The organism is Mycobacterium yunnanensis (genome assembly GCF_025823185.1).
GTDB classification, from domain to species: Bacteria; Actinomycetota; Actinomycetes; order Mycobacteriales; family Mycobacteriaceae; genus Mycobacterium; species Mycobacterium yunnanensis.
This window is the reverse complement of record NZ_JACKVK010000015.1, coordinates 124,236-139,314: the sequence shown is the minus strand read 5'-3', so window position 1 is coordinate 139,314 and position 15,079 is coordinate 124,236. Positions and strand designations below refer to the sequence as shown.

The following is a 15,079-nucleotide window of genomic DNA, read 5'->3' as shown; positions in this document are numbered from 1 at the left end:
GTGGTGGAGCCGGCGGATGCGTTGAAGGGGTTGTTGGACAACGCCTATCGTGCTGATGATGCCGACCTGGCTCGTGATCAGACGTTGTTCGCCCTGCTGATGGGTCTGCGCGAGAGCTCCATCGTCGAGGTCTACGTCCGCGGACGAAAGCTCACCCCGATCGGCGCCCGTCCTTGAGCGCGGGTCACAGCTCCGGCATGCGCCGTAGACACGACGAAACATCAACCTTGAAGGAAGTCATGACGACGAACGAATACCTGGGGCGCCTCGCGTCCATGTTGGGCGACGCATTCAATCCGCCAGGCAGCCCCGGCTACCGGTCCTCGCTCGACGGCGTGTTCTTTCCCGACGCCTCCCGGCGCTCACCGTTGGCCGTGGTCCATCCGCGGACGGCGTTGGACGTCGCCGCGGTCATGAGGATTGCCGCCGAGACGGGGGGTCTGGCCACGTCGCGAGGGGGAGGCCTCAGCTCCAACTGCGTCGACGAACGCGCAGTCATGGTCGACCTTTCAGTACATCTCGGCTCCGCTGCAGTGGAGGGTGACTACGTCCGGCTCGGCGGCGGTGCCACGGTGGGAACCGCGCTGGCGGCCCTGGCTCCGACCGGCCGGGTGATCCCCGTCGGCATCGTCGGTTTGGCTGGTATGGGTCTGGTGACCCGTGGCGGCGTCGGATATCTCACCCGGGACGTCGGCCTGGCCCTCGACCACCTCGTCGAGGTCGAAATGGTCCTTCCCGCCGGCGAAGTCGTCACCCTCTCCGACCGCAGCACCGGGCGGGAGGCCGACCTGTGGTGGGCCGTCCGCGGCGCCGCCCCGGCGTTCGGCATCGTCACGTCAGTGCTGATGCGCACGCACGACCAGGGGCCGGTGTTCGTCGACCGGTTGGTGACGAGCACCGACGCGCTGGCGACCTACTTCCAGATCGCGCCGACGCTTCCGCGGCACACCACCATGGGTGCCGTGCTCGGATACGAGCCTGGCGGCAGTGGCGAGCCGGTGTTGCTGGTGTACACGGCCTGCCGAAGCCAAGACTCGGCAGCCATCGAGGTCGCTCGCGCCGCAACCTCCGCGGTCGCGGACGCATCCGACACTGCGCCGCGTTTTCGGGCCGAGACCGCCGGCCGCTATCTCGACGGACTGCCTGAGTTCGCGATCCCAGGGCCGGGTGGTCAGGAGCCCGAACCCATCGGCCTGCCGCAACCCGGGGCCGACCGCGGATGGTTCTACGGAAAGTCGGTGTTCGTCGGTCCGACGTTGAGCTCGCCAGTCGCCGCCGGACTCGTGGAGCGCATCCGTAACGCGCCAACACCCGCGTGCCGCATCGACTTTCAGCACACCGGTGGGGCACTTGCCGATGTCGCCGACGCCGAGACCGCATTCTGGGGCCGTGGCGCTGAATGGAACATTCCGCTGAACGCGATCTGGACCGACGGCGCCGACGGCGACGCCTGCTACGACTGGGCCCGCCACACGCTACGAGTGCTCGACGACGACACGATCGGTGTGTACAGCGTCGAGGTCCGTCCGGGTTTCGACGAGACCGATCGGGAGATCGAGCTGGCCTACGGCGCGAATCTGGCCCGATTGCACGCCCTGCGAAGCGATGTCGACCCCACCGGCGTGCTCGCCACCTATCCGTTGTAGCCAACGCAGATGGCAACCCCCTGTCGTCCGCGGCGACGGATACTGGCAGCTGTCGCGGCCGTCGGCACGGCAGTGGTCGCGGCGGGGTGCGGTTCGGCCCCAGCGGCGCCCGGCATTCGCACGCTGCAAACGGGCGTCTTGTCCGTATGCCTCTATCCGGGGTTCGCGCCGTTCAGTGAGCGAGACCACGATGGCGCCTTCGTCGGTTGGGATGTTGCCTATCTGACAGAATTTGCCGCGAAGGAGAAACTTCGTGTGCGACCGGTCGAGGTCACCAAGTTCGACGGGATCTGGCTCGCCCCGGCCAACGACACGTGTGACATCGCGGCTTCCGGCATCTCCGACGACTCGGACCGACGCGCCGAGACGGGCACCGGAGCGACATGGTCTGCGCACTACTACAACGTTCTTCGCGCTTTCGTCGTGCGGTCCGCCGACGACCGGTCTGTGTCCGGGGTCGAGGATCTCCGCAATCGGACGGTGATTGTCACGGCCAATTCGACTGCAGACGCCGACCTTCGGAATCGGTTGCTGCGCAGTGGTATCACCACTACCACAATTCGCGGCACGTCCAACGAGGAGGATGCCGCCCGGCAGGTGCGTGACGCCACGCCAGGAGGCGAGCCGTTCGCATATGGGGGTGGGTTGGGAAGCCTGCAGCTGTTGGTGAAGCGGCTCGGGGGACTGTCGGTCGTATGGCCGCATTGCAACATGCGTGCCGACGGCTCCCAGGTCGAAGAGCCGTTCTCGTTCGTGGTGCGCGGCCGCAGCACGGGCCTCGCCGATGCGCTCAACGCATTCATTGCCAAGCCGGGCACTACCTATCCGGGCGCGTCGGCAGTCGACGCCGCCTGCGCGCCGCTTCCGCCGAGCTGACGTCCGAGCGTGGCGTCACGGGGAAGCCCTTGCCGTGCACTGCGCCCGAACGTCACAGACATTCCCGGCTCCCCGCCGGCGGCCGACGATGATGTTGTCAGCCGCCGGCGGCGCTAGAGCTTCGTCAGGGCGGTGATCAGGGAGTTGCCGACGATGACGTCGCCTTGGCCGTGCCGGCACCGGTTTCGGACTTCGCGGTGGTCGTGGAGTCTTCGACCGCAGACGCGGCAGTGGCATCCGACGGTTCGGTCGTCGATGCGCTCCGCGGTGTCGCCGAGGAATCAGCCGTAGTCTTTGGTTCTACCTTGTTCCCCGAGGTGACGTCTACGGTCTTGGCTGCACCCGGTTGGTCGTCGGACTTGGCCTCATCGGCGGTGGAATGCGAAGTCGTACCGCCGCTCACCTCCGCCGAGCCAGCCGTGACGGCCCCTGCAGTTACCTCGGATGTGTCGGCGGCCTTCGACTCAGATGCGACGGCACTCCGCGCCGGGGGAACTGGGACAGAAGCGGTGTCGTCGGTCGTCGCCGACGTGGCACGGCTAGACGTGGAGGGGCTCGACGCGACGTCGGCTGCTGATTGACCGGACGTGGTGGCCAACGTGTTTCGCGTCGCCAGGGCGGTATGGACGACGGCGGTGGTAGTCGAAGCCTGGTCGGGGAAGGCCGCGCTGATCAAGTTGGCGATGAGGTCGTGAGCGATGGAGAAGGCTCCGTTGGCGCCGAAGGTACTCGCGACGGCGGTCTGAAAGACATTGCCCAGGCCGGCGGCGACGGCACCGGCGATCGCCACGGGGTTGAACGTTCCGAGTGACGAGATGACCCCTTGAACCGCGTCGACCACACTGCGCCGTGCAGAGGTGTAGAGGTCGATGGTGCGCGCCCCTTGCAACAGGAAGATGCCGGGTGCCGCCCTCACGACGTCGCCCAGCTGACTGGGTAGGTAACGTGCGATCGCGTTGGCAGCCTGCTGCGGGAACGGCGAGAAGGCGTAGTTGACGAGGGGATTGATGATCAGACCCTCCAAGCTCGCGAAGGCGCCGTTGACATCGCCTCGTAGAGCGCTCTCGACGGCCACGCGGATGGCGTCGGGCGTGGTCAGAAAGGACTGCGCGAACTGACCAAGCAAGGCCTGGACCGCCGCGACCACCGCCGAGAAGTCGGCAGGGTTCACTGTGGGTAGCGCCGAGATCGAACCGACCACGGCATTGGGTGTGATGAGCGGTGCAACGGCCGCCGGGTCAGTTGCAACCGCGGCCAACTGATGCACCGAGGTCGTACTAAGCGCTGCCGGAGACGTGGCAAGCAGACTCGCCACGGTCGGTCCCGTTGTCTCGAAGCTCTCACGTAGCGCGGTCTCGGCCTGCCTTACGGCGCCGGCGACCACTTGAGTAGCTGACGTCAGTTGGGCCGCCAACGGATGTGGTGTTGGTACCGATGAGACACCGAGGACGCTGACGGAGACCGCAGCCGCGGCAATCAACGCCGTCGATGACGACGCGACCCGACCGGACACGCAAAGAAACTGCATCACACCAGCTTTCACAGAGAAGAAGATCGGGCAGATGCCCGTGGTAGTGGCACTCGGCCACGCGGCCGCGGTTTGCTGAACGGCAACGCCGAGGTGACTGTAGCTCACCATTGGGGATCGACGTCAACGAAATTGTCGATGCCGTGGAAACTGTAAAGTGGGCGCTAGGCGGCTTTACAAAATATTTGCACGTTCTTCTAGACTCTATCGGCCAGACCAGCATTGCGACTCAGGAAGCATTGTGTCAGTTGATATTTCAATAATGACGGCACAATCTCGGACCGCCGGAGGGGCCTCCGCACCGTCGCGTCGCCCTCGCGAGCCCGGCCAGCGAACAAATCGTCCCGTCGCCGAAGCCGCCCGACGAACGTGCCCGATCCGTCGGCGCTATTAGTGCGTTGCTCGCCCGACGGTATGCTCTCCTGGTCGCGCGTTCGCACGAGGGCCTCCCGCGTGACGACACCGGCTGTGAGTGAGGGTTAGACCACGCGATGAAACGAAGACGTGCAAGGTGCGGTATGCGCTCAAGCCCGGTGACTCCATCGCACCAGCAGGACAGCGCCGTGGCGTCGTGACTGGTGACGCACCAGAGATCGACAGCCAGAAGACCACGGTGAGGCTTGGTCGGGTCGAACTGGTCACGGTGACTGTCCGCGTGCCGCGAGCGATGCTCGTGCTCCTGGGCATCGGTGTCTCGATCCTCATCCTTGCGACGGCGGCCCCTCAGTTGCCCGCGAATATCCTGCACGTGCCGCGTGACACCCCAATGAGCCGCGTGTTGACGGCGGCCTTTCCTCAAGGATGGGCGTTCTTCACCCGGAGTCCCAACGCCGACCAGTACCGCGTGTACCGCGTGAGTCCCGGCCGACCCCCTCGATCACTCGATCTAACTCCGTACTCCGAGCCGGCCAACGCATTCGGATTGGACCGCACGCCGCGACAGCAAGGCGCCGAACTTCAGTACCTCTCCACGCAGATGCATGACGCGGACTGGCGACCGTGCCGGTCTGACGACGAGTGTTTGCGGCTCCCCACCAAGCCCGTCCCCGTCGTCAACGCCTCGAGGCGCCAAACATATTGCGGACCCGTCACAGTCATCGCCTACAACGTCACGCCGTGGTCTGACCGCCATCTCGGATCCTCGCCGTGGATCGACAAACGCGCCGTTCATCTCGACATCCGATGCGCGACCTCCTAGACGCGCGGAAGCATCCGGGATTGAGTTTCGGCTCTCCCTGGTCGAACTGTTACGGCGTGGCTCGGTCGTGCATCGCGCTCGGACCGATGCTGACGCTGCTGTTCACGCCGCTGTCCGATCTGTTGTTCGGCATGAAGGGTTCGAGTCTGGACCGCTGCGTGGGACCCGTCCGATTCGGCCTCTTTTGCCTCGGTGGACAGCACGGCGCCGAAGTGAAGCAGTGGGTGGCGATTGTGGTCTTGGGTGCAGTGGTGAGCGGGTGGCGGCCTCGCATCACCTGTCTGCCTCACGCCTACGTGGCTGTCAGCTTCTTTCTCAACCAATCCAACGGCGACGGCGGCGACCAGATCAGCAGCATCGTCTCCCTGTTGCTGCTGCCGGTGTGTCTCACCGACCCACGACGATGGCAATGGACGGTCTACGAGCCGGTCCGATGTGTGCGGAACCCATCAGGCTCGTTTCGTGCCGACGCCTCGACCACGGCCGCCGTCGTCGGCATGTGCGTGATCAAGCTGCAAATATCCTGGATCTACGTGCAAAGCGGAATATCCAAGCTCGGCCAAAGCTTTTGGGTCGACGGGACCGCCATGTACTACTTCGTCCGCCATGGCACCTTCGGTGCCTCTCACTGGACTCGCGACACGCTGTACTGGGTCACCAGTCAGCCCGTCTTGGAAGCTGCTCTCACGTGGGCGCCAATCGTGATCGAGGTGGCCGTCGGAGTGAGCCTGCTCTTGCCTCGTAGGTTTCGGGCATTGCTGTTGCCGCCGGCACTGCTGCTGCATCTGATGGTGGCGGTGGTGCTGGGCCTGTGGAGTTTTTCCGTCGTGATGTGGGGTTGCCTCATCTTTCTGCTTGTGCCCATGGGAACTCAGTTCCGTCGGCTCGCCCGGCCGGTGACAGTGAGCCAGCCTGAACGGAGAGACTGAGCGGTGTTCGGCTTCGCCCGTCGTGCAGACCACCTCGGGCGGGAATGACGTCGCCGTTCCGCGAATTCAGTGTGCGTCGTACCTGCGTCTCACTTGGATGTTGCTGACAGCAGATGGTGACGGTTGCTGAATTCGCGCGCGGTGGCGGGTATTCGCGTTTAGCATTGGCGCCGTGGCGCACAACGACGGTCCCGCGGGACCTCCAGACGATCCGGACTATTCCGACAGCGAGCCGACCCGGGCGGCCGAGTACCCGGAGAGCACCCCGACCGCCTGGAGCGAGTCGGCCCCCTCCTTGGATGACGGTGAGACGGACCAATTCGGGAACCCTGCCGACCATGAACGGGAGCCGGCCCCCGAGGCGCCCGTGCCCTGGTATCGCATGCCGGCGGCTCTGGTCGGCCTCGGCGCGGTCGGAGTCCTGCTAATCGCAGCAGTCGCCTACTCGATCGTCTCGCTCACCGGCGAGGATGGGCCGACTGCGAGCACGTCTGATACGTCGACGACCTCGACCACATCGGGAGCGTCGACCACTACTACCGCAACGGCGTCGGCCACGAGGTCAAGCACGGCCTCGACGAAGACCAGCCAATCGGGTTCGGTGTCACCCGGATCAACCACCGCCACCCAGACCGTTACCCGCGCCCCCGCGCCGAATCCGACGACTGAGTACTGGACTCAGTACCCGACGCCGACGGAGACGATCTACACGATTCCACCAACCGTCCCGACCACTCAGACGGTGACCGTGCCGCCCGGTCCGATGCCCGGCCAAGAGGGCGGCGGCATCTACACGCCGATGCCCGGCGAGGCGGGTGGGGGCATCTACACGCCGATGCCCGGCGAGGCGGGTGGCGGCATCTACACGCCGATGCCCGGCCAGGACGGTGGCGGGATCTACACGCCACCTCCGCCGTCTCCCGGCGACTTCGGCGGCGGCGGCGCGATCTTTGCGCCGTCACCTGGCGACAGCGGCGGGGGAGGCTCGTCAGACGGGTCGGGTTAAGGGAGAGAACTCGCTGCAGACGACGGCCGGGCGTGCGAGAACGGCTGTCCAGCGGACATTTACAGAATCTTTGCACTTGACGCCTACCGTTGCCTTCCTGATGAGGTGACAGGCAGGCTGCGCCGACGTGGTCGGCTCTACGTGAACTGGATTCTGAGTGGCGCGGGGGGCGAGGCGAGAGTTGGCGACCGATGTTCGGGCAGCGGTCATTACGGTTGCCGTGATGGCATTGAGTGGCTGCAGTGGCGGTGACGGCACGATGCCCCCCGCGACTTCGTCCGTGGCATCTGCCGTGTCGGCCTCACCGGCGCCGAACGCGACGGGGTCGCCCACGACGGCTGCAGCATCACCGTCATCGACCGCCGGCGACGGCGGCGGGATGGGAGTTCCGAACCCGGCGTCGGTGTACTGCTTGGGCCGGGGCGGCTCGCTCGAGATCACGACTGGGGATCCGGCCGGCGAAATTGGTCTTTGTCACCTTCCCGACGGTCGTGTCGTCGAAGAATGGGAGCTGTACCGAACCCAGGAATGAGTTTGCTCTGCACTTCGGTCAGTGGTTGCTGACCACGCACGCCCAGTGCGACCTCTCATCCGCCAACGCGGACGTGGTCGATGTCATGGGCTGGGAGCAGGTGAGGATTTCGACGGGGCGTCGGACCGGAAGATCACGTGGTTGTCCGTCCGAACCGCGGGTAGTCCACCGGTGAGCAGGAGACATTCGCAAGAGGCCGACCACGAGCCGGGATGGCCGGCGGCGTCGTCTGCTGACGTTGGGACACGATTCACCGAAGGAGGCACGCTGATGGAACGCGGCAACGCCAAGCACAGTCAGCGCGAGGACGACGCGCTCAAAGAAGAACTCAGCGGCATGCTTCAAGGCAACCGGCCGACACGCGCGGAGGAGTGGCGGGATCCCGAACCGCCGGCCGACGACGACCCGGACGTACCGTTCGCCGGCCCGGTCGACCGTCGGGAATCGACGGGCGAATGACGGCGCTCGTGCTGCAGCTACCCGCCATCGTCGAGCCAGCCGAATTCGAGGCGGAGGTCGTGGTGTCGGTTGCCGACCGGCTCCGCGACGACCACGGCTACTCGCGAAGCCCAGGGTCGCCGGGCGCCGACGGCGACGAGCATCGCTATCACTTGGTGCCCAACGGGTCCATCGCGGTGGTGCGAGGCCAGGGTCGGATGGTGGTACGTCTGCACGGGATCGACGTGGACGCGCGAGACTTGTTCACGGGTGTGAGCAGTGAACTCGAGCAGCGGCACGACGGTCTGGCGGTGGAGATCGAGTGAATCCGCCATCCTGACGACGAGTCGTTTCGACGGGGGGACCATGGGTAGACGCGTCGAGCACCGCAGCCCACCGGTGCGCTGAGGCCCACCCGCAATGGAGGTTCGACCGTGGTTGAGACATTCGTGCAGTCAACTGACGACGTCGTGCAGTTCCTCACTGCACAGCACAACCTGATCAAGGACATGTTCGATGACGTCTTCTCCGCGTCCGGCGACGACGCCAGACAGCGAGCCTTCGTGGACCTTCGTCAGCTGCTGGCGGTGCACGAGACCGCCGAGGAAATGATCGTTCATCCTCGTGCCCGTAGCGAGCTCGACCGCGGCGATGAGATCGTCGATGCTCGGTTGAGCGAGGAACGCGACGCAAAGAGTCAGCTGCAAGGCTTGGAGAAGCTCGACGTCGGCTCAGAGGAATTCACGGACGCGCTGAGACAACTGCAGCAGTCAGTGGTCGAGCACGCCGATCGTGAAGAGGCCGAAGAGTTCAGCCTGTTGCAGCGCGAAATCGATGCCGACGATTTAAAGCGCTTGGCCAGCGCGGTGCGAGCGGCCGAGGCCATCGCCCCTACGCGCCCTCATCCCGGCGTCGAGTCGGCCAAGGCCAACGTGATGGCCGGGCCGTTCGCGTCCATGCTCGACCGGGCGCGCGATGCGATCGAAAGTGCACTTCGCTGACGTCCGGCGCGGGTCACGCGATGTCGATTACCACCTTGCCGAAGGCGCCACGATCGATGTGGTCAAGTGCTGCATGAAGTTCGCTCAAGGGGTAGTGGGTATCGATGACCGGGATGAGTCCCGTTCGGTCCACCGCGTCGACGAGCCGCGTGAGGGCGAGGCGATGCCCTGTTCCGATGCCGTGGATGGTGATGTCCTTGAGCATCAGCGGCATCGCGGGAGCAGACAGTTCGAAGCCGTCGAGGGCGCCGATCTGGTAGATGTGCCCTCCGACAGCGGTGACCTCGACGGCCTGACCTAGATGCGGGCCGCCGACTAGTTCCATGACGTGGTCCACGCCGCGGTCGCCAGACAGGGCCAAAACGGCGTCGACCCAGTTCGGTTGTCTGCGGTCGACGCCTTCGTCGGCACCTACTGTGAGGGCACGTCCCAGCTTGTCGGCGCTTGCGGAGACGATCACCCTCGCACCATGCAATTTGGCGATTTGGATGCCGAACAACGCGACACCGCCTGTGCCCTCCACCAGTACTGTTTCGCCGGCACGGACACGGCCGCGTTCGGCGAGTGCGAACCATGCCGTGAGCCCAGCACACGGCAGTGTGGCGGCCTCGGCGTCGCTCAGTGTCGTCGGCGCCCGGACCAACCAGTCCTGGGGGACTGCGACGTACTCGGCGAGGACGCCGGGGTAGAACCCGCCGAGGGTGCGGTATGCCGGGGTTCGGGCGTCGCCCGGGCGCAGGCCGTCCACCCAGTCCGGTGTGAACGTCGAGATGACGCGGTCGCCTTCACCGAAGCGAACGGTGTTGTCTCCCAACTCGACGACGGTGCCGGCGAGGTCGGACCCGGGTGTGAAGGGGAATGTGAGCGGAAGGTTCCTGCCGCTTTCTATGACCATCTTGTCGCGAAAGTTCAATGCGACGGCACCCACCCGGACTAGGACCTCTCCCGACGCCGGGCGGGGGATAGGGACCTCTCTTAGCGTCAGTTCGTCGCGCCCGATTGCGTCCATCTCCCAACGCCTCATCAACGTCGTCATCAGCAGCTCCCAGCCGTGCGATCTCTACTCAAGGTCGATGCGTCCACTCACGCACCGAAGCGTTGCAATCTCGCCTTGGGCGAATACATTCCCGAAATGGGCTTTCCGCATCTACGTAGCTCTGACCGGCAGGGAGACGTCGCCGGGTGATGGCTGGCGCTCGGCTTGTCGACCCCGGTGTTGACGGGCGATCATGTCACGATGCACGACAACGAAATTCGTATCGACGACTTCCCGGGACGGGCCCTCGACAAGATCCGGTACGGCGATACCGATCGTCAAGGCCACGTCAACAACGCAGTCTTTGCAAGCTTTCTCGAGACTGGACGGGTCGAACTGCTGCATCTTGGGCAGCACCCGGTAGCGGACGACGGGTGCTCCTTCGTGATTGCCCACCTCGGCGTCGATTTCTTGGCCGAAATCATCTGGCCGGGCGAAGTCGTCATCGGAACCCGAGTAACCAAAGTGGGCTCCAGCTCGATCCGTCTGACGCAGGCACTATTCCAACGCGACACATGCAACGCGACGGCGGAAACCGTCATCGTCCACGTTGACCAAGAGACCAAGAGGTCCCGCCATCTGTCAAGCGAGGCAGTCGATTACCTCACGGGTCTGATGGGCTCGTTAGACCGTCGCAGCCCCACTCGCTGACGACCTCGGCAACCGTCTCCGGGGTTGGTGCCATTCGTCGGACTCGATCCGGATGCGTTGCTTCGAATACGAGCACCAGCGCCATCTTCCAGCATCGCGGTTTGCGCTCGCCCAACTCGGCGACGCCGTCATCGCCACGGGCAGTTCACTTCACATACCGACGCGTTGAGCTATTCGGTGATCACCAGCAGCGCGTCGGCTGGTTCGTCGTCGACGAGTAGCCACCGGTGCCGCAACGGCGAGGGATGACTGATCAGGTCGCCCGCACCGATGCGATAGGTACCCGCACCCTCGACCACTACGTCGAGCTGACCGGACATCACGTACACGGCCAAGATTCCGGGTGTCTGAAACCACTCGCCGATGTACTGGTCGCGTTCGATCCGGTACTCGATGATCTGCAGCCGCTCGTCTGGGCTGAGCACCAGCACGCGTCCCAGTGCGGCGTCGGGCCGGTCGGCCACCGGCAGTAGCCGGCCTTCGGTGCTGCGCACCACCGTCACCTTCGATTCCGTGCTTGTCGGCAACAGGTCGCCGGGCGTGACGGCGAGAGTTTCGGCCAACCGGTAGACGGTGACCATGGACGGCATGCTCTGGCCACGTTCGATCTGGCTGAGGAAGGGCTGGCTGATCCCCGAGCGGGCCGCGACCTCCCGCATCGATAACTGACACTTCTCGCGGATGGCCCGGATCGTCGCGCCGGTACGGACCGCCAGCGCGTGTTCGTCCAGGCCTGGCTCGGCAGTCATTAACATCCTCGCAACGCAGTCTTGATAGATGTGACATATCAAATCGCCAATCTGATTGCTGTCACTTATCAATGCAGTATCGACCGACAGGACAACCGTGACAACAATAGAGCAGGATCCCGCTGAGGAGCAGATAGGCGCAAGCAATCACGCCTCCGGCCTCAGCATCGAACAACGCGGCATCGAATACATCCCGGACGACGAACGGCACGGCCGCCCCTGGCACCTCGGCGCGATGTGGGCCGGGCTGGTGATGAACGTCCTCACCGTGGTGTACGGCACGCTCCTGGTGACGATGGGCCTGAACTGGTGGCAGGCGCTGGCGGCGATCCTGCTGGGAAACCTGACCTGGGTCATCGCCGGGGTGGTCTCGATCGCCGGTCCCGCGGCGGGCACGACGACGTTCGGCGTCTCGCAACTGATCTTCGGTCGGTTCGGCGTACGGCCGGTCGCGTTCTTCAACTGGATCATGATGCTCGGCTACGAGGTGCTCGACCTCGTGGTGATGGTTCTGGCCACCAACGCGCTGCTGAACCTGGCCGGCGTCCAGGTGTCCACCGCAGGACAGCTGTTGATCGTCGTCGTGCTGTCGGTGGTGCAGGCGGTGCTGCCCCTGTTCGGTCATGCAGCCATCACCAAAGTGCTGCGCCTCCTGGTCATCCCATTCGCAGCGATCTTCCTGGCGATGGCCTGGCTGGTGACCGACGACCTCCAGCTCAACGACACCTCACCCGCCTCGTGGGCGCTGTTCCTCGGCGGAGTTGCGTTGGCCGCCAGCGGTTCCGGGCTCGGGTGGGCCTCGGCCGGCGCGGACTATTCGCGCTACCTCCCCGCGACCACCAGCCGTCTGCGCATCGTGGCCGCCGTGACATTCGGCGCCGGCGTGCCGCAGGTCCTGCTGATGGCGCTGGGGGCGGCGATCGCCATCGCCATGCCAGACGCAGCCGACCCGGTAGGCGGGCTGTCGAAGGTCTTCCCTGCGTGGCTGGTGGTGATCTATCTGGTGTTGGTGATCGTCCAGATGGTGTCGCTGAACGGAGTCGACCTGTACTCCTCCGGGGTAACGCTGCAAGCCCTCGGTGTCCGCATCTCACGCTGGCAAGCCGTGCTGGTCGACGGGATCTTATGCGGCGTGGTAGGTGCCGCGGTGGTGCTTTCGGGCGGCTTCTACCAGTTCGTCAGCAACTTCCTCCTATTCATGATCATCTGGTTCGCACCATGGGCCGGGGTATTTCTGGCCGACTTGGCCCTGCGTCGAGCCCGCTACCCCCGCGCATCAGAGGCTGTCTTGCAAAGCTTCTCGGCCGCGGGCCTCAGCGCCCAGCTTCTCGGCATGGTCGCAGCGGCGCTCTGCATCAGCACCACGATCTTCGTTGGGCCGGTCGCCGAGGCTCTAGGCGGTGCCGATCTGAGCATCGTCGCCGGTTTTCTCGTCGGCGCGCTGGCCTACCCGGTTCTGTTACGCCTTACCAAAGGAGCTTCTAAATGACCGCCGCGATCCCGCTGGTCGACCTCTCTCTGTGGCGCAACGGCTCTGCCGCCGACCGTGCCGCGATGGCCGCGACGGTGGATACCGCTTTGATCGAGAGTGGCTTCCTGATGATCACCGGCCATGGTGTCCCAGCCGATCTGCGTAGTGAGATCCGCGCCGCGGCCAGGCTGTTCTTCGGCCTGCCGGCCGCGACCAAGCAACCGTATGCCACCACGGTCGGTGGGCGCGGGTGGATACCTCCAGGCAAGGAGGCCAACGGGTACCTGCTCGACGTCGAGCTCCCGCCGGACCTCAAGGAAACGTTCGTGTCGGGTCATGAGCGCACCAGCGGGGACGCCGAGGTCGACGCCGAGTGGTTCATGCCCAACGTATGGCCCGCGGAAGTGCCTGCCCTGCAACGACTATGCACGATCTATGCCCACGCCATGCGGGCGCTGGCCGCCGACCTGCTGGAGTTGCTGTCGATGGCTGTAGGCCTCCCGTCCGATTGGTTCGTCGACCGCTGTTCGGGCTCGCCCCATTCGTTCAACATCAACCGGTACCCGGCCTTGAACCGAACTGGGCCCGTCCTCGACGGGCAGTACCGGATTGCGCCACACACCAATTTCGGCACCATCACCATTCTGGACCGGGAGGCCGGTTACGGCGGCCTGCAGGTGTGCACCCGAGACGGCGAGTGGATCGACGCCCCGGTGGTCGTGGACGCATACACCATCAACATCGGGGACCTGATGGCTCGCTGGACCGGTGACCGGTGGACCTCGACGATGCACCGGGTGCTGCCGCCAAGTGCCGAGGCGCCCGACGAAGAGCTGATCTCGCTGATCTTCTTCTACGAGGCCAACCTCGACCAGGTCATCGAGTCATTCCCACCGCCGCTGGGTCGGTCCAACGACTATCAACCGGTGACGGCTGAACAGTATCTGCGCTCACGCTACGAGGCGATCGCGGTCCCGTGATCACTCGCGCTCTGGCACGAGATATTCCGAAGGTCAGCCTGCATTGCCACCTGTTGGGATCCGTACCGGCGGCGACGGCTGTCGAACTCGCTGCCCGCGCGGGCGTACTGTTCCCCGGCGATCCGAGCGCGGCGACGGTCTACGACAGCACCGCCTATGCCGATCTCGGTGAGTTCATGTCGATCTACGATCTGATCGGGACGAGTCTGCACACTCGTGACGACTACCGTCGTATCACCTATGAATCGCTCACCGACTTCGGCGCCCACCATAACGTCTGGTATCGGGAGATATCGGTGACGCCACAGCCCAGCCAGCTGCCGTATCCCTCTGCGCTGGCAGGCATCGTGGACGGCATGCGGGACGCTCGCACCGACACCGGCATCGACAGCCGCATCATCGTGGCGATAAACCGAGAACACACCGTCGGCGAAGCATTCTCGCTGGTCGAAGAGGTCGTCGAACACCGCGTCGACGAGGTGGTCGGCATCGGACTGGACTACCAGGAGATCCTGGGCCCGCCGGCTCCCTTTTCGCCCGTCTTCGCGTTCGCGAAGCGTGCCGGGCTCCACCGCACGGCGCACTCGGAAAGCGGGCCTCCGGCGCACGTGGTCACCCTCCTCGACGAGCTGCACTGCACCCGAATCGATCACGGCTACCACGTGGTGTCCGACGAGAGAATCACCCGACGCTGCGCCGAGGAACAGCTCCCGTTCACCTGCACGCCGGTAAGCTCAGACATTGGGCGCTACAGCGGTTCCGGCGACGGCAGCCACCGGCGGATCAGGCAGATGGTCGACGCCGGGCTGCGGGTGTGCATCGATTCCGACGATCCACCGATGTTCGGCACCGACCCCTCCAACGACTACTACGCGGTGGGTAACGCACTGGGCTACGAGGTGGCACAGTTGGTTGCCTTCACCGCCAACGCAATCGACTCCTGTTGGCTCGACGCCTCAGACAAGGCGGCACTACGGACCCGCCTGGCATCCTGGACACCAGGCGCTGCAGAGCACCACGACGAATGGAAGTAACCCG

At 65.1% G+C, this 15,079-nt stretch carries 17 protein-coding genes; 13 read left to right on the top strand and 4 right to left on the bottom strand.

Annotated elements, in window-relative coordinates; genetic code table 11:
• Nucleotides 1–239: 239 nt before the first annotated feature.
• Both H7K45_RS28945 and H7K45_RS28940 read left to right on the top strand, forming a co-directional pair.
• On the top strand, nucleotides 240–1,646 hold the full coding sequence (locus H7K45_RS28945; protein WP_372512678.1) for an FAD-binding oxidoreductase: 1,407 nt from the start codon (nucleotides 240–242) through the stop codon (nucleotides 1,644–1,646).
• A 9-nt stretch (nucleotides 1,647–1,655) separates the two neighbouring features.
• Nucleotides 1,656–2,522, top strand: coding sequence for a substrate-binding periplasmic protein (locus H7K45_RS28940; RefSeq protein ID WP_263999613.1), 867 nt, complete (start codon nucleotides 1,656–1,658; stop codon nucleotides 2,520–2,522).
• A 136-nt stretch (nucleotides 2,523–2,658) separates the two neighbouring features.
• On the opposite strand, the gene H7K45_RS28935 is transcribed toward H7K45_RS28940, so the two are convergent.
• Nucleotides 2,659–3,693, bottom strand: a complete 1,035-nt coding sequence (locus tag H7K45_RS28935) for a hypothetical protein (protein ID WP_263999612.1) — start codon at nucleotides 3,691–3,693, stop codon at nucleotides 2,659–2,661.
• Between the two features lie 1,024 nt (nucleotides 3,694–4,717).
• On the opposite strand from H7K45_RS28935, the gene H7K45_RS31755 reads away from it, so the two are divergent.
• The gene (locus H7K45_RS31755) at nucleotides 4,718–5,248 is read left to right on the top strand and encodes an SdpA family antimicrobial peptide system protein (protein WP_372512682.1); all 531 of its coding nucleotides are present in this window, start codon (nucleotides 4,718–4,720) and stop codon (nucleotides 5,246–5,248) included.
• On the top strand, nucleotides 5,233–6,177 hold the full coding sequence (locus H7K45_RS28930) for a sporulation-delaying protein SdpB family protein (protein ID WP_263999611.1): 945 nt from the start codon (nucleotides 5,233–5,235) through the stop codon (nucleotides 6,175–6,177). Before H7K45_RS31755 ends, H7K45_RS28930 begins: the two co-directional genes overlap by 16 nt.
• Before the next feature lie 441 nt (nucleotides 6,178–6,618).
• Here the strand turns inward: H7K45_RS28930 and H7K45_RS28925 are convergent, their stop codons facing one another.
• Entirely contained in the window at nucleotides 6,619–6,798 is a 180-nt protein-coding gene (locus tag H7K45_RS28925; RefSeq protein WP_263999610.1) for a hypothetical protein, read from the bottom strand.
• A 121-nt stretch (nucleotides 6,799–6,919) separates the two neighbouring features.
• On the opposite strand from H7K45_RS28925, the gene H7K45_RS28920 reads away from it, so the two are divergent.
• The 5 genes from H7K45_RS28920 (at nucleotide 6,920) to H7K45_RS28905 (ending at nucleotide 9,154) form a co-directional block, all read left to right on the top strand.
• Nucleotides 6,920–7,183 (top strand): hypothetical protein, encoded by a 264-nt coding sequence (locus H7K45_RS28920; protein ID WP_263999609.1) that lies wholly within the window; start codon nucleotides 6,920–6,922, stop codon nucleotides 7,181–7,183.
• A gap of 223 nt (nucleotides 7,184–7,406) precedes the next feature.
• Nucleotides 7,407–7,715: a DUF333 domain-containing protein gene (locus H7K45_RS31750; RefSeq protein WP_372512681.1), complete on the top strand. Its 309-nt coding sequence runs from the start codon at nucleotides 7,407–7,409 to the stop codon at nucleotides 7,713–7,715.
• A 270-nt stretch (nucleotides 7,716–7,985) separates the two neighbouring features.
• The gene (locus H7K45_RS28915; protein WP_263999608.1) at nucleotides 7,986–8,174 is read left to right on the top strand and encodes a hypothetical protein; all 189 of its coding nucleotides are present in this window, start codon (nucleotides 7,986–7,988) and stop codon (nucleotides 8,172–8,174) included.
• A complete protein-coding gene (locus H7K45_RS28910) occupies nucleotides 8,171–8,479 on the top strand; it encodes a hypothetical protein (protein WP_263999607.1) in 309 nt (102 codons plus the stop codon). The genes H7K45_RS28915 and H7K45_RS28910 overlap by 4 nt, the downstream gene beginning before the upstream one ends.
• Before the next feature lie 108 nt (nucleotides 8,480–8,587).
• Nucleotides 8,588–9,154 (top strand): hemerythrin domain-containing protein, encoded by a 567-nt coding sequence (locus H7K45_RS28905; RefSeq protein WP_263999606.1) that lies wholly within the window; start codon nucleotides 8,588–8,590, stop codon nucleotides 9,152–9,154.
• A gap of 13 nt (nucleotides 9,155–9,167) precedes the next feature.
• Here H7K45_RS28905 and H7K45_RS28900 read toward each other — a convergent pair whose 3' ends face one another.
• Nucleotides 9,168–10,163, bottom strand: coding sequence for a zinc-dependent alcohol dehydrogenase family protein (locus H7K45_RS28900; RefSeq protein WP_263999625.1), 996 nt, complete (start codon nucleotides 10,161–10,163; stop codon nucleotides 9,168–9,170).
• Between the two features lie 228 nt (nucleotides 10,164–10,391).
• Between H7K45_RS28900 and H7K45_RS28895 the strand changes: the two genes are divergently transcribed.
• Nucleotides 10,392–10,841, top strand: a complete 450-nt coding sequence (locus H7K45_RS28895) for an acyl-CoA thioesterase (protein ID WP_263999605.1) — start codon at nucleotides 10,392–10,394, stop codon at nucleotides 10,839–10,841.
• 170 nt (nucleotides 10,842–11,011) lie between these two features.
• On the opposite strand, the gene H7K45_RS28890 is transcribed toward H7K45_RS28895, so the two are convergent.
• Nucleotides 11,012–11,590: a helix-turn-helix domain-containing protein gene (locus H7K45_RS28890; protein ID WP_263999604.1), complete on the bottom strand. Its 579-nt coding sequence runs from the start codon at nucleotides 11,588–11,590 to the stop codon at nucleotides 11,012–11,014.
• A gap of 97 nt (nucleotides 11,591–11,687) precedes the next feature.
• Between H7K45_RS28890 and H7K45_RS28885 the strand changes: the two genes are divergently transcribed.
• Genes H7K45_RS28885 through add form a run of 3 tightly spaced genes read left to right on the top strand, consistent with a single transcriptional unit; the run spans nucleotide 11,688 to nucleotide 15,075 of the window.
• Entirely contained in the window at nucleotides 11,688–13,079 is a 1,392-nt protein-coding gene (locus tag H7K45_RS28885; RefSeq protein ID WP_263999603.1) for a purine-cytosine permease family protein, read from the top strand.
• Nucleotides 13,076–14,041: an isopenicillin N synthase family dioxygenase gene (locus H7K45_RS28880; protein ID WP_263999602.1), complete on the top strand. Its 966-nt coding sequence runs from the start codon at nucleotides 13,076–13,078 to the stop codon at nucleotides 14,039–14,041. The genes H7K45_RS28885 and H7K45_RS28880 overlap by 4 nt, the downstream gene beginning before the upstream one ends.
• Entirely contained in the window at nucleotides 14,038–15,075 is a 1,038-nt protein-coding gene (gene add / locus H7K45_RS28875) for an adenosine deaminase (protein ID WP_263999600.1), read from the top strand. The genes H7K45_RS28880 and add overlap by 4 nt, the downstream gene beginning before the upstream one ends.
• The last annotated feature ends 4 nt before the right edge of the window (nucleotides 15,076–15,079 follow it).